Below are 14,341 nucleotides of genomic sequence, written 5' to 3'. Positions count from 1 at the left end.
ATCACATTCCATCATGGAAAAAACTTAGTCTTTTTGCCGTTACATGGCCTATATTCATCGATTCTGTGCTTCGGATGATGCTCGGTACGGTGGATGTATTTATGTTAACCTAATGGTACTCCGATTGCGTAAAAATAAGACTCTAGCATTATATGAAACAGAACCATGAGTTAAGAGAGCATTGTGATTAGCGCCCCAAAGCGTAAGAATCGCAGCTTAAGTGGGTTCTCAATGTTTTTTGGGGCGCGAGATGCGTTCCATTATCATAGCTACTCTATGACGGGGAAGAAAACGACCCATCTGAGCTGCCATGTGATTATTTCGCCCGTCGATGATATAAATGCTGCCTTTGTCGATTCCGCGAAATCCAGCTTGCACGACTTTCTCTGGAGTGGACAATGCGCTACCCGCCGCCATGTCCCTGCTGCCGACAGCATCGAAAAAGCCTGTATCCGTCGCCCCCGGACACAGGGTAAGGACGCGCACACCGCGTCCACGGGTTTCGGCCCACAACGCTTCGGAGAAAGATAACACGAAAGCCTTGGTTGCACCGTAAACAGCCGAATAGGCGCAAGGTGCGAACGCGGCCATTGAAGCCACGTTGACGACGACTCCATCCTTGCGCTGCAGCATACCGGGCAGAAAATGATGCGTCAGGTCGACAAGAGCAGCGGTGTTCAGCATAATTTCCTCCTGCTCGCGCTCCGGATCGATCTCCTCAAAGCGGCCATGCGTGCCAACGCCTGCGTTATTGATTAGAATATCTACCGTTAGGCCGAGCTCGGCGATGGATTCGGCTAGTTGGCGCGGGGCACCTGCTTTGGACAAATCGCAGGGCAGGGCATACGCCTGCACTCCATACTTACGTTGAATTTCGCCGGCCAATGCGTTCAGCTTCTTTTCTGAGCGTGCGGCTAGTACGACATGGCAGCCTTGTGCAGCCAGCGCCCCAGCATACACTTCGCCAATTCCGGATGAAGCACCGGTGACCACTGCCAGCTTGCCCTGATATGCATATGTATTCATGACACAGCCCCCTCGTCTTGATATTGTTAAGATAATACCAACGATAGAAGGGGATAACCACTGTGTCTTTATACTATTAACGGAACTAACAGGCTAAGATTGCGGCGGCCACCCGGCGTCTTGCTCCAGCAATTTTGCTAGTCGCTCTTCCGTTCCCGAACCTGGTGTAGGAACGAAGAAGCACCATTGCAGTTCCGGATTATTGTCGAGGGCAGCGCAATGGATCGTGAACGCCAATTCCTGTCCGTCTGGAAGAAGATAATGAATCGGGGCAGAGCTTTTTTGCCGGATCTCATGCCACTCCCACAAACGTACGAAGTCTTCGCTATTCCGTCTAAGATGCTCATAGCGTTCCATGTACATGGGGTTGTTTTTGTTACTGTCGAAGCCTGCCCGGATTAACGCCGTCATGTGACGAGCAAAATCTTCCCAGTTTACAAGCTTCTTTGGGTACTCCGGATCCAGAAACACCAGCGCCACCATATTTCGTTCGCTTTCGGGCAATTGGCTGAAGTCCGCGACAACGAGCTCCACTCCTCGATTCCAGACGATCAAATCGGCAAACTCATTGGCAATGAAAGAAGGATAACGCATTTGATCCACAAGGTTTTGCAAAAATCCGTTATCGGGTTTATCTGATCTCTGGGTCATGCTGAAGCTGATTGGATCGGGTGCGGCCAGGTCGAATAAGTGCTTCCGCTCGTCTGTATCCAGTTGCAGCGCTTGGCTGATGTGGGACAAGATTTCTGGGGAAGGATTCCTCTCTCGGCCCTGTTCTAGCCAAGTATAATAAGTTACGCTGACATTGGCCAGATAGGCGACTTCTTCCCTTCGAAGTCCCGGAGTACGCCTCCTGCCAGGCAAGGGTTTGATTCCCGCATTTTCAGGTTGAAGCCGATGTCTGCGCGATTTGATGAATTCCCCCAAAGCGGATGAAAAATCATGTTTCCCCATATAGGCTCTGCCTCCTCTATTAACTAATACAATTTCGTGGATATGAGTAGAAGTCACCACTTTTGCTGATCGAACCATGTTGCGTTCCATTTTTAGTGTGGCATACATAGAGTATACTCGTTGAAATAAGGTCAATTATAAGAAAAGTTTCAAGATTTCTCAAAATTGTTGTTCAAGAGAGGATCATCCCATAAAGGGTGTCCTTAGAAAAAAACTTGCTGCTAAAGAAAGTGCGGTGAACCGTACCATAAGTAACGGCGAAAAAAGGAGTGTACGGACACTCCCTTTGAGCTAACACTGTCTATTATCAAATGTTTACTTCTCATTAATCCAATAAGGCGAACCACAAAGATCCCTTAACTTACCGTCTTATGGACAAAATCAATCTCATTTCTGATCCCTTTATGGGCGTCATTCCAGAGGCCCTTTATCAGGCGAATGCGCAGCAGGCATGTGTTAGGGTCTTCGTCGTTATTGGCTTCGTAATACCAATCGGCGAATATGGTACGCAGCTTTGTCATCATCTCCGCGTTTTGCTCGTCACATACCCAGCCCAGGTTCTCACCGATACCATCGGCCGTAAAGTTCTCGACGATGATACAAACGGCGACTTCGGGGTTCTCTGCGATCTGCTGCATCTTGCCTGAGGTCGCGTAAGTGACGGTGTAAAACGCACCGTCCTCATAATAGGCGTCCACAATGCGGGCGGCGGGGCGGCTTTTGCCATTGGCCCCCGGTTCCAGCGCGATAGTAGACAGAGTGATCAGGCCGTCCTTATTACCCACTTGTTCTTCCAGCAGCTTCATGGCTTCGTCGTACTTGCTCATTGAATTACCTCCTAAAGTGTCATAAGGCATCTATTATCAAGCTTATCATTGTAAAATTTTGGCGCATGTGAAGAATGATACGTTAAAGAGCCGCTATTCTACACGATTGTATCCTGTATACTCATCAAGGAACATTGAGATCTCATTCTTTTGACTGTGCTGCGAGCGTAGTTCCCTCATTGCCATATGGCCGCACCTGTTGTTCTGCTTGAACGGAACCCAGATTATAATCAATGCGGCATAATACTGAGACTAGCAGAAGTATGAAGGGTAAGCATCCGGCTATTATGTAGATCCACTGGATACCAATGGTATCGGAGACCCATCCCCAGACCGCCGCGCCGGTCCCGATGCCAATATCAAGCGCAAGGTAGAACATGGCACTTGCCTGCCCTCTGCGGTTGGGTGCAGCACTAAGTACAGCTAGAGCATTTAGCTCAGGCATCAACAATCCATTAGCGAATCCGAAGAGCGCGGCGGCCAATAGAATCGCCCACAGGGTGGGGCATAGACTAATGACCATGATAGAGGAGCCCAGGGCGAGCAAGCTGCAGCGGATCACCATAACCGCCCCCCATTTCTTAGAAAGATGGCCGATCACTATGCTGGATGCGGCCAGGGCAGCTGCCTGCACCAAGTAAAAAAGGCCAATACCGGGGATTCCGACAGCTCTGGAGTAAGTGGGCAAGAAAACAGTAACAGCGCTCGTCGCGATGGTTATAGAGAGCATGGTGAGCACAGGAGAAAAAGCTTTCCTTACAATAAACGAGTTCCATATGGAGTATTTAGCCGGTATCGAATCCGTTCTCGTCTCCAACTCTGCCCTGCTTTGATGTTCAGCAATTTTGGAGAGACGGCTTCGCTCGGAGGTAACGACAAGGCTAATCAACAATGCAACAACACTAAGCCCCGATGTTACACTGAAGAGTGTCGTATAGGTGGCGTGATCAATGAAATAAAGAGTCATGGAAGGAGCCAAGGCAATGGACAGGGTGCCGAACATACCGTAATAGGCCAAGCCTTGTGTCATGTGCTTCTCAGGGAGAATATCGGTAATCATAGCACTGGTGGAGGTAGAACTGGCCGAGAATGAGGCTCCGTGAATGATGCGGAGAACAATCAGGAGCGGAATCATGGTAACCAAACCGTAAGCAAAGGTGGAAAGGGCATATAGAAACAATCCTATGATCAGGAGCGGCTTCCTTCCCCGTTGGTCCAATAACGCTCCGACGAACGGACGGAAGAGCATAGCAGCGATGGTAAAGGCGGTCATGGACAGTCCGGCCACCGTAATGCTTGCCCCGAGGTGTTGGAAATAAAGAGGCATGGATATGGTCTGTACCTGGGTGCAGATACGCGTAAGCGTCATGACGGCGGTAACGAGTACGAAGTCTGTGGTCCACAGTGAGGGCGAGGTGGAAATGACGGTTTTGTTCTTCATTTTCTGGTCTCCACAACTAATAAGGTTATGCATTGCAATTTCGTTTTAACAAGCATCCTAAACGTATCACTTGGTAGTCTTAGTTGTCAAACCGAAAGGAAACTCAAACCGGTGAGATGAAGGATGGAATAGGTTAAAGCTGCGGTTTCTGATAAAATAGTAGGAGATACGCGGATAGTCGTAATCAATAAGAACAGGGTGAGATCAATGTCCACCATTAAAGAGATAGCTGAGAAAACAAACTTATCTGTTGGAACTGTGTCCCTGGTATTAAACGGCCGCGGTGATGAGATGAGGATCTCCAAGAAAACCCAAGAGAGAGTGATGGAGGCAGCGAAGAGCTACGGGTATTTACCCAATGTGGCTGCGCGGCGCCTGCGGCAGTCCGGTAACAAGAATGTCCCGGTCATTGCTGCATTCTGGCCGAACGACCTGTCCGCCGACATGCTTGGACGTTTCTTTATGGGGGCGCAGGGCGTTATGATGCGGGAGGAGAACGAGTTTGAGATGACGATCCATCCCTACCGGCGTTCCCAGATTCATAAGATGAGAAGCAAGTGCGAACAAGGATTGTTCAACGGCGTGATCTTGACAGGGATTTCTCAAGAGGATCAAGAATATCTGGAACTTAATCCATTAGGCTTGCCCACAGTCATCTTCAACCGGGAGAGCAATGTCTATACCAATGTCCATGTCGATAATTTTGAAATCGGGCGAAAGACCGCCGAGCTGTTCGCAATCCGTGGACATAGACGGGTTGGTATTATCATGCCTGATTATATGGAAAAGACCAAGAACAGCCAGCGCCAAATGGGATTCATCGAATCCTGTTCACGGTATGGATTAACACTGGATGAAGCGCACATCCAGAGTGCCCCCATGACCATGGAGGGGGGCAATAGAGCCGCTGTGCGAATGCTTGAAGGGGAGGGAGAACCTCCAACGGCTGTCTTCTTCCCAATCAGCATTATGGCAGTCGCGGCGTTGTCTGTCTTTCACGGAGCCGGCATTAAGATTCCGGACCAAATGGAGATCATGACGTACGGTGACCATGAGATCGAACGATATACGGTGCCGTCATTATCCACAATTAAGCTGCCAGTGGAGGAGATGGCTCGTGTGTCCATTAACTTGATCTTGGAGGCTATACGGGGAACGGCAGGTCACAATTCTTCGGTCGTGTTCGAGACCCCGTTCATCTTCCGGCAATCCTGCGGGGGATATACAAATGAACTGTAGTGACTTGTCAGCTGCCCTGAACAAACACAGCCAAGTTAACAGAAAAGTAACAGCAGGTCTTATGAACGAGACCTGCTGTTTTTTTTACCTTACCACCCTGAACGATATAGGAAGCTATATCAAATTCAAGGCACTTGCTTGAATCCGCAATTTGCAAACGCTTTCTGCATGTTGATTTTTAAGTTGAAATGAGATAAAATGAAGCAGCTTTGCTAAAACGTTATTGCAGTGAGGGTGGATAAGCAATTCTCGTATGATATCCCTTGTAGAAAGCGAGGTGTCATAAGCGGTGTGTATGAAAGGATAGGGTCTGTTCGATGATGAACTGGCCGCTGATTGTATGGATCTACATTCAGAACTACCAATTTCATTAACGGAGGCGATATTGTTGAAGAAAGGTACAAGACAATTCCGATTACCGATTGTGCTCCTGGCTGTTGTCGCCATGCTATTTGCGAATTTTCTAGGCTTGTGGTCCAATGCGACAGCAGCTGCAGCCAAGAAGAATCAACCTGCATTCATACACAAAGGAACCAAAGTATTGTCCGTAGGGGAAACGTTCACTTTGATGATCGCTAATCAGCCGTCCAATTCGACCTATCAATGGAGCAGCAGTGATCACTCGGTGGCCTCGGTAAATCAGACCGGAATTGTGAAAGCGCTTGCGGTTGGTGCTGCAACCATTACATGTAAGATCATTAGATATAATGAGGAGCCAATAACCTTGACTGCCAAAATTAAGGTGAACAAGAAAAACACAAACCCGCCGCCAGAGCCTAAGAAAATACCGGTAGACAGTAATGGATTAGACTCCCAAGGGAGAATGGTTGCCTACTTCGGTTCGCCGGTCATGGACGGTTCAATCGATAAGGCTTGGAATAACGCGCAGATGATTAAGCCGAAGTATGTATCAGGCAATACCGATACCACGGCTGAGTTTAAAGCATTATGGGACGATAACGCCTTGTATATTCTTGCAGAAATCAAAGATAAGGACTTGTCCGTGCAATCCGGGACGCCGTACATGCAGGATTCATTGGAAATTTTCCTGGACGAGAATAATGACAAGTCACAGGAATATGGTGTCGATGATTTGCATTTCCGGGTAAACTACGAGAATGTTCAATCTGTTGACGTTGGCAATGCCCAGCGGTTCTATACTTCTACTAAGAAAATGAAGGACGGCTATATAGTAGAGGCAAGAATCGCCTTGCAAAAGAAACCTGAAAACGGGAAAGTGATCGGAATCGAGTTACAGGTTAATGATGCTAAAGGGACGGAGCGGGTTGGGGCCATCAATGCATTTGATTCAACAGGCACTGCATGGAACGATACAGGGAAGTTCGGGAGTGTCCTGCTCACAGGCAAGACCAAAAATGACGTCAGCGGACTGAACCCTTATGACCTCCTGAACCTGATCAAGAGTACGCAAAAGCTGGATCTCACACGTTACCAAAATGCAAGCATTGTGACGAATGCTATTAAAGCTGCAGAAGGCGTTATTAACGGGAAGAAGGTTACCCAGAGCCAAATCGACACACAATACGCTGCGATCAAAGAAGCAATCGGCAAACTGGTGTTAACAGAGGAAGCGGCAAATGAGAAGGAATTCAAAGCGGTTCCGGATGAATACCGTTTAGAGAGCAGCAAGCCGGGTACAATCGAAAGCTTGTCCTACACGGCTACTAATCTTAATAATGGCAAAGACGCAAAGAAGCTGAACGTTTATCTTCCATACGGTTACAATGCTTCTGATGCCAGCAAGAAATATAATGTGCTATATCTGATGCACGGCGGCGGCGAGAATGAGAATCTCATATTCGGCGGCCCCGGCGAAAGCAAAGAGATGAAGAAGATCCTGGACAATATGATTGCCAAGGGTGATATAGAGCCGCTTATTGTAGTGACTCCTACCTTCTATGGAGGAAAGAATGAACCGGAGTTCTTCCACGAGGAGCTGATGAAAGAAATAGTTCCAATGGTAGAAACCAAATATCGTACTTATGCGGCATCCGCAAGTGTGGCCGATCTGAAGGCATCCCGGGCGCATCGGGCATTCGGCGGGTTCTCTATGGGATCTGTAACAACTTGGTACACGTTCATCAATTGCCTCGATTATTTCAAGTATTATATGCCATTGAGCGGTGACAGCTGGATTATGGGCCAGAGAGGCGGCGGAACCATGCCGAAAGAAACTGCGGCATACCTTGCCAATGTAGCCCGGCAATCCGGGTACACGCCTAAGGATTACTACGTGTTCAGCGCCACAGGCAGCCTGGATATCGCTTATCCGAATATGAAGCCTCAGATCGACGCTATGAAGCAGATCAAGGAGAGTTTCATTTACTCATCGGATACGAAGAAAGGGAATTTCTATTTTATCGTCAGCGATGGCGGCACCCATGCATGGAACTGGGTAAACCAATATATTTACGACATATTGCCGGATTTGTTTAAATAATAAATGCGACACAAGGACAGCCCCAGGATAATGGGGCTGTCTATTTTTTAGTATTTTTAGCATGACACTTGACCTTAGGTCAGACCTAGGGTGTATCGTTGAGGTATTCAACGCCGCATCCTTGGGAGTGATCGTTATCAAAAGCGAAATTACGATTAGTGAACTTGCTAAGCTGATGAATGTGTCGGTTCATCAAATCCGTTATTTTGAAGAGAAGGGTGTCCTTCAGCCTGCTTACACGGATACAAACCAGTATAGGAAGTATGGTATGGATCAAATCTACGAGTTAGCCCGTATCCTATTGCTCCGCAAATTGGAGGTACCTGTCCAGTCCATTAAAGAATGCATGATTTCCCATTCTGCAGATCAGCAACGGCAGCTGCTTCATCATTCCTTGCAGGAGATCGAAGCGGAGCTGCTGCGCCTCCAGGAACTTCGGCAGTTCATTCTTAAAGTGTTACATGAGCAGCAAAGCTACAGCTTGCAGCCCGGCCCATTCCACATTAAGAAGCGTAATTCCACATTTCTTACAAGCTTTATTCAGCTGGATTCACATATGAGGCTTAACGCGGCAGTACTTGCTGAGCAGGCCAACCACATCCTGAACTTGTTTGAAGCGGATATCCATTACTTATATGACGGTTCAGATACCGTTACCTTATATCTGGAAACTCAGGTTCCGGGAGATACTACATTACCTGAAGGAGAGTACCTTACTCTGCAATGTAATATTCAGGAGGAAGAGCTTGAGCACTGGATTGAACAATTTTTTGACTATGCTGCTGCACAATCTATCCCTTTATTGGGGCCTTTGGTTGTCATAGAAAGATCCTATTTATCTCTATTCAGTCCTGGTATGCTGCACTATGAGCTGCAGGGCTTGATCGCGCCGGCTGCAAAGTCTGAAGGGGGAGATCCATCATAGGGACAGTGCCGATTACGATAGTGCCCATGCAGTCCCGGTATAATAAACAGGTCGGACAATTACTGGCTCAAGCGTTCCATGGAAAATTCAACATGCTGACGAAGAGGAATGAGGATGAACTAGCTCGATTTTTCGAAAAGCTGCTGGAATACATCCCAACTGAACCGTCCACTCAAAGAATGGTCGCCCTGCAACAGGGAGAGGTGATTGGGAGTATAGCGATTAAACGTAAACCGATTGTTGACACAAAAAAGAGCAGGCAGAAGCTGCCGTCATGGAGGATGCTCAGCCAATTTGGCAGTTGGAGCCTGATCAAAATGCTGATCGGCCTATATGTACTAGATCATAAACCTGAGCCTGGTGAATGTTATATAGCAGACCTTGCTGTTCATCCGGACCAGCGAAGCAAGGGCGTTGGAAGGCTGCTTTTGCAATGGGCACAGCAGGTTGTGGAGATGGATCCGGGTCTGGATCGCCTAAGCCTGTACGTATCCGCTAGTAACCCGCGCGCCCAGCAGTTATATGACCAATTATCGTTCCAAACGCTGTCCCGGGAGAACCGATGGATATTGCATCTGTTATTCAACGAATCGAAGTGGGATTATAGGGTACAGAGGAGGGAGGGATTTTAAAGAAACAATGAGGAACAAGAAAATAATGATTTATGCGATGATCGTCGTACTGCTTATTGGCGGTATAGGCTTATATATTTTGGAGCAAAACCGTTTTGACATGGTAGAGCAGAGGGTGGAGATACCATCGTCCACAGGTAAACTAACGGGAACTTTGGTGCTGCCTAAGAACGCTAAGGGTAAGCTGGGGTTAGTCCTCTTTATCCATGGGGATGGACCGATAAATGCAACCCACGATGATGGATACAAGCCGCTATGGGAGCGGTTAGCTGGCCTTGGCTATGCCTCGTTATCCCTGAATAAAAGAGGGATCGGCGGGTCTGAAGGAAGCTGGCTGGAACAGAGCATGGATGATCGGGCAGATGAGGCTCGTGAGGCGATTAGATGGGCAAAAGGGCATCCGTTGATCGATCCGGACAGGATCGGGGTATGGGGCGCCAGTCAGGCGGGATGGGTCATTCCAAAGCTTGCCGGGAAGGAGCCGTTAGCCTTTAGTATTCTTGTATCGCCCGCCATTAACTGGATACGGCAAGGAGCCTATCATACGCGTGAGCAGATGATCAAGGACGGTTATTCGGAGAAAGACATTCAAGCCGAAGAAACGTATGACTACCGAGTACGACAGCTCTTAGCCAAACAGGCCGGCTATGACGAATATCTTAAGATAGCGCAGGGAAGCAGCGTGATGCCGGAGGACAGATGGACCTTTGTCAGTAAAAACTTCTTGTCGGATGCAACGGACGATCTTCGTCATTTTAATTCGCCAGTACTCCTGCTTCTGGGCGAAGAAGATATCCATGTGGATTGGAAGGAAACGGAGCGGGTGTATCGCAATAAGGTAAAGCCGGAACTGCTGACGGTTGCGGTCTTCCCTGACGCGGAGCATTCGATGTTGAGCACGAAGACAGCTGATTCCGATTTTCGGGCCGTAATGATCAGTCTCTTCATGCCCAGGCAGATCACGGTGCCGGGTTACATGGATCAAATAGAACAATTTCTCAAGAGACTCACTGCGGGCTGAGAGTGTGCCATTGACGGAGGAATCACCTTATTGAAAAAGCCAGAAGCGAACTCTTTTGAGTAAGCTCCTGGCTTTTTCTTGTATTGGCGCAGATACGTTTAAACCCAGGTATAGCAACATCCGGCTGGAACATGAGGTAACTTTTGAATAAAGGAGGTCATCTGGAAGAGAGAAGTGGTGTACCCGCGCCAACTATAATAAACTCATCCAGATTATGTAGAGCGAGGTTAGAACCTATGGCAAATTCATCAACCGTAAAAGCTTTGGTCCGGAAGCCCCTTCCACAGCAACAGAGCGGCCTTAACCGTTTGTTGCGGAATATTGTGAAATATCGTGTGCTGCTGCTCATGCTTCTGCCGACATCCATTGTTTTCTTTATTAACTGCTATATCCCAATGTTTGGATTATTTATTGCCTTCAAAAACATCAACTACGTTGATGGCATTATGGGCAGTCCGTGGGCGGGGTTTGACAACTTCCGGTTCCTCTTTGCCACATCCGATGCCCTGCGGGTGACGGCCAATACTGTAGCCTACAACGTTGTTTTTATTATTTCAGGCTTGATTCTCTCCGTATCCCTTGCCATTGCCATCAATGAAGTAACGAGCAAGCTGGCCTCACGCGTTTATCAGACGGTGATGATTATGCCGAATTTCTTATCCATGGTTGTCGTCAGCTTTATAGTTTATGCGTTTTTGCACCCGGAATATGGCTTCCTGGTCAAACACATTCTGCCCTTATTCGGCTATTCCTCAGTCAATGCTTATATGCATCCCAATGCCTGGCCTTATATATTGTGGCTAACGAAGATGTGGCACTCTATTGGCATAGGCAGTGTCATCTATCTGGCGGCGATAACCGGCATCAGCGAGGAACTGTATGAAGCTGCGGTGATGGACGGAGCCAGCAAGTGGCAGCAGATTACCCGGATCACGCTGCCGCTCCTTACGCCCATCATGGTTATTCTCACCATCCTCAACTTAGGCGGTATTTTCCGCTCTGATTTTGGACTGTTCTACCATGTTACGCTCGATTCCGGGGCGCTGCGCTCTACAACAGATGTTATTGATACGTATGTGTATAGAGGGCTGATACAGCTCAACGATCTGGGCATGTCCTCCGCGGCGAACTTTTATCAGTCGGTCATCGGATTCTTCCTTGTCATCGGAGCAAACAGTCTGGCCCGTAAGCTTAACCGTGATACGGCACTTTTCTAGAAGGGAGAAACTTAATGAATACTGCATCCAATAGTAACTCTTACTTAAAAGGCTCCAAAGGCGCGCAAATGATCCTTCATATTTTTTTCATTGCGTTCAGCCTTGCCTGTATCCTGCCTGTGCTGCTGATCGTCGCCATCTCCTTAACCAACGAAAAAGCACTGACCTTACAGGGGTATAAGTTCTGGCCTGACAAGATTGATCTGTCTGCCTACCAGTATCTATTCAACCATTCGGAAACGCTTGCCAAAGCCTATGGGGTCAGTCTGACGGTTACGATTACCGGAACCCTTTTGGCGGTCCTGTTAATTGCATTATATGCGTACCCCCTCTATCGCAAGGATTTTCCCTTCAAGAAAGCTTTTAATTTCTACCTTCTGATTACCATGCTGTTCTCGGGAGGGCTGGTACCTTTCTATCTGCTGTACGTCAACTATTTGAATCTGAAGGACTCCCTTATCGCGCTCATCCTTCCCGGACTTTCAAACGCATTCTATATTTTTATTGCCCGCACCTTCTTTCAGCAGACCGTCCCGGAAGAGATGATTGAATCCGGCAAATTAGACGGGGCGTCGGAATGGCGGATTTTCTTCCAGCTCGTTCTACCCATTTCACTGCCGGTTCTTGCCACCATTGCGCTGTTCACTACACTGATGTATTGGAACGACTGGTTCAATTCCATGCTCTTTATCAATAATACGGATTTGTACTCTCTGCAGTACGTCATGATTCAAATGATCCGTCAGGCAGAGTTTTTCAAGAATCAATTGGCTGGAAGCGGAGTAGCTCTGCTTGTACAAGAGTCGGTTCCTACGGAAAGTCTCCGAATGGCAATGGTGATTGTGTCCATTGGTCCTATCCTGTTCATCTATCCGTTCTTCCAGAAGTACTTTACCAAGGGGCTTACGATAGGCGCCATCAAAGGTTGAGGCTGTCTAACTCTGGCAAAAACGCCAGTTAGAATATATGATATTACTATTGAGGAGGGTTCATCAGAATGAAAAAAACAAGAGGTTCGGGCGCGGTGCTTGCTTGTCTGACTGCCGTCATACTGGCCGTTACCGGGTGCAGCGGGGGCAATTCAAACGCATCCACTTCGTCCAAGACGGAATCGGAGGCGACCGCCACCACTGCCGGAGAGACGGGTTCCGGCAATCCCGATATTTCAACTTTCCGCAAGCTAACCGTCTACACAGTTGGGAATTTTCCTCAAAATGACACCAAGGCGGTTGTGGAGGAGATCAATAAATATCTCAAAGAAAAGATCAACGCCGAGATTGACTTCCAGGGACTTCCCTGGTCCTCCTGGGCCGAGAAAATGGCTCTGGCCTACCAGTCCGGGGAACAGGTCGATTTAACCTTTGCTCCGAACTGGGCCGATTTCGCCAACAACGTAGCCAAAGGTGCTTTCCTGCCGCTCGACGACTTGTTAGCCAAATACGGGCAAGGAATCAAAGAGACGCTGGACCCCCGTTTTCTTGACGGCGGAACCGTAGACGGCAAAATCTACGCCATTCCAACCAACAAGGAAATAGGCGAAAGCCACACCATTATGTTCAGAAAAGATCTTATCGATAAATATGGTTTCGATGTCAACTCTATTAATACTCTCGAGGATTTGGAGCCATGGCTTCAGACTATCAAGGAGAAAGAACCCGCCATTGCACCGATCTGGCTCTCCGGCAGCGGCTCAGATACACTTGGCTACTTTGACAAAACCAAGCCGAGCATGGAAGAGAATTTCCGTTATGAGCTGGTGGCAGGCGCTCCCGCCGGAATCGTACTGGATACCAAGACAGACAAGATGATTATCAGCTCCATGGAATCCGACACTGCAATTTACCGGATGAAGCTCTACAGCGACTGGTTCAGCAAAGGCTACATCAATAAGGATGCTGCAACAACCAAGACCAGTACTGAAGACGCTTTCAAGGCCGGGAAAACCTGGATGAAATTTGGTTCGGATAAACCGGATTCCGACAAAGAGGATTCAATTGCTACCGGGATCGAGCTTGTGAAACTGAAAGGCAATGATCCCGAAATCAGTACAGCGAGCGTCAGTAATTCCATGATGGCGATTGGACGCACCTCTATTGATCCCGAGCGGACGATGATGCTGTTGAATCTTCTCCACACAGATAAGCATCTTATTAATCTGATTGATTTTGGTGTGGAAGGCAGACAGTATGTCAAAGTGGAAGGTAAAGACAATTTCATTAAACTGCCCGACGGGGTTGCTACCCGTGCAGATACAGGATGGGCACCGGGCATTGAGTGGATGTTCGGCAATCAGACGCTGACTTATTTATGGGAAGGCGAAAGCGCTGACAAATGGGAGAAGTTCAAAGCTTATAACGAGAAGGCCCATAAGGTAAAGTCATTCGGCTTCAACTTTAATACGGATCCTGTCAAAACGCAGGTATCTGTGGTCAGCAATATCATTAAGGAATTCCGTCCGCTGCTTGAAACGGGCAGTCTGGGCGTAGATAAGGTGCTTGCAGAGTATAATCAAAAGCTGAAGGCCAACGGGATTGAAGCTATCCGTGCCGAGGTTCAGAAACAATACGATGCCTGGAAAGCAAAACAACCATAAGCAGG

The 14,341-nt window shown here is 48.0% G+C and carries 12 protein-coding genes; 8 read left to right on the top strand and 4 right to left on the bottom strand.

The window, feature by feature from the left end; genetic code table 11:
• Window positions 1-228 precede the first annotated feature (228 nt).
• From JRJ22_RS28720 to JRJ22_RS28705, 4 genes are all read right to left on the bottom strand, one after another.
• Window positions 229-1,026, bottom strand: a complete 798-nt coding sequence (locus JRJ22_RS28720; protein WP_206102573.1) for an SDR family NAD(P)-dependent oxidoreductase — start codon at window positions 1,024-1,026, stop codon at window positions 229-231.
• 93 nt (window positions 1,027-1,119) lie between these two features.
• Window positions 1,120-1,980: a helix-turn-helix domain-containing protein gene (locus JRJ22_RS28715; RefSeq protein WP_206102572.1), complete on the bottom strand. Its 861-nt coding sequence runs from the start codon at window positions 1,978-1,980 to the stop codon at window positions 1,120-1,122.
• A gap of 356 nt (window positions 1,981-2,336) precedes the next feature.
• Entirely contained in the window at window positions 2,337-2,807 is a 471-nt protein-coding gene (locus tag JRJ22_RS28710) for a pyridoxamine 5'-phosphate oxidase family protein (RefSeq protein WP_206102571.1), read from the bottom strand.
• Window positions 2,808-2,949: 142 nt separating this feature from the next.
• Window positions 2,950-4,248 carry an MFS transporter gene (locus JRJ22_RS28705; RefSeq protein ID WP_332461361.1) on the bottom strand — a complete coding sequence of 433 codons (1,299 nt, stop codon included), beginning with the start codon at window positions 4,246-4,248 and terminating at the stop codon, window positions 2,950-2,952.
• A gap of 207 nt (window positions 4,249-4,455) precedes the next feature.
• Between JRJ22_RS28705 and JRJ22_RS28700 the strand changes: the two genes are divergently transcribed.
• The 8 genes from JRJ22_RS28700 to JRJ22_RS28665 all read left to right on the top strand — a co-directional run bounded on the left by JRJ22_RS28700 (window position 4,456) and on the right by JRJ22_RS28665 (window position 14,336).
• Window positions 4,456-5,487: a LacI family DNA-binding transcriptional regulator gene (locus JRJ22_RS28700; RefSeq protein ID WP_206102569.1), complete on the top strand. Its 1,032-nt coding sequence runs from the start codon at window positions 4,456-4,458 to the stop codon at window positions 5,485-5,487.
• Between the two features lie 388 nt (window positions 5,488-5,875).
• Entirely contained in the window at window positions 5,876-7,948 is a 2,073-nt protein-coding gene (locus JRJ22_RS28695; protein ID WP_232380995.1) for a sugar-binding protein, read from the top strand.
• Window positions 7,949-8,075: 127 nt separating this feature from the next.
• Window positions 8,076-8,873 (top strand): MerR family transcriptional regulator, encoded by a 798-nt coding sequence (locus JRJ22_RS28690; RefSeq protein WP_332461360.1) that lies wholly within the window; start codon window positions 8,076-8,078, stop codon window positions 8,871-8,873.
• A 5-nt stretch (window positions 8,874-8,878) separates the two neighbouring features.
• Window positions 8,879-9,505, top strand: a complete 627-nt coding sequence (locus JRJ22_RS28685) for a GNAT family N-acetyltransferase (RefSeq protein ID WP_232380994.1) — start codon at window positions 8,879-8,881, stop codon at window positions 9,503-9,505.
• A gap of 7 nt (window positions 9,506-9,512) precedes the next feature.
• Window positions 9,513-10,526, top strand: a complete 1,014-nt coding sequence (locus tag JRJ22_RS28680) for an alpha/beta hydrolase family protein (protein ID WP_206102568.1) — start codon at window positions 9,513-9,515, stop codon at window positions 10,524-10,526.
• 308 nt (window positions 10,527-10,834) lie between these two features.
• Window positions 10,835-11,743, top strand: a complete 909-nt coding sequence (locus JRJ22_RS28675) for an ABC transporter permease (protein WP_232380993.1) — start codon at window positions 10,835-10,837, stop codon at window positions 11,741-11,743.
• A 14-nt stretch (window positions 11,744-11,757) separates the two neighbouring features.
• Window positions 11,758-12,672, top strand: coding sequence for a carbohydrate ABC transporter permease (locus tag JRJ22_RS28670; RefSeq protein WP_206102566.1), 915 nt, complete (start codon window positions 11,758-11,760; stop codon window positions 12,670-12,672).
• 68 nt (window positions 12,673-12,740) lie between these two features.
• Window positions 12,741-14,336, top strand: coding sequence for an ABC transporter substrate-binding protein (locus JRJ22_RS28665; RefSeq protein ID WP_206102565.1), 1,596 nt, complete (start codon window positions 12,741-12,743; stop codon window positions 14,334-14,336).
• The last annotated feature ends 5 nt before the right edge of the window (window positions 14,337-14,341 follow it).

It is taken from the genome of Paenibacillus tianjinensis, assembly GCF_017086365.1.
Lineage (GTDB): Bacteria > Bacillota > Bacilli > Paenibacillales > Paenibacillaceae > Paenibacillus_AQ > Paenibacillus_AQ tianjinensis.
This window is presented reverse-complemented; position numbering and strand designations above follow the sequence as displayed.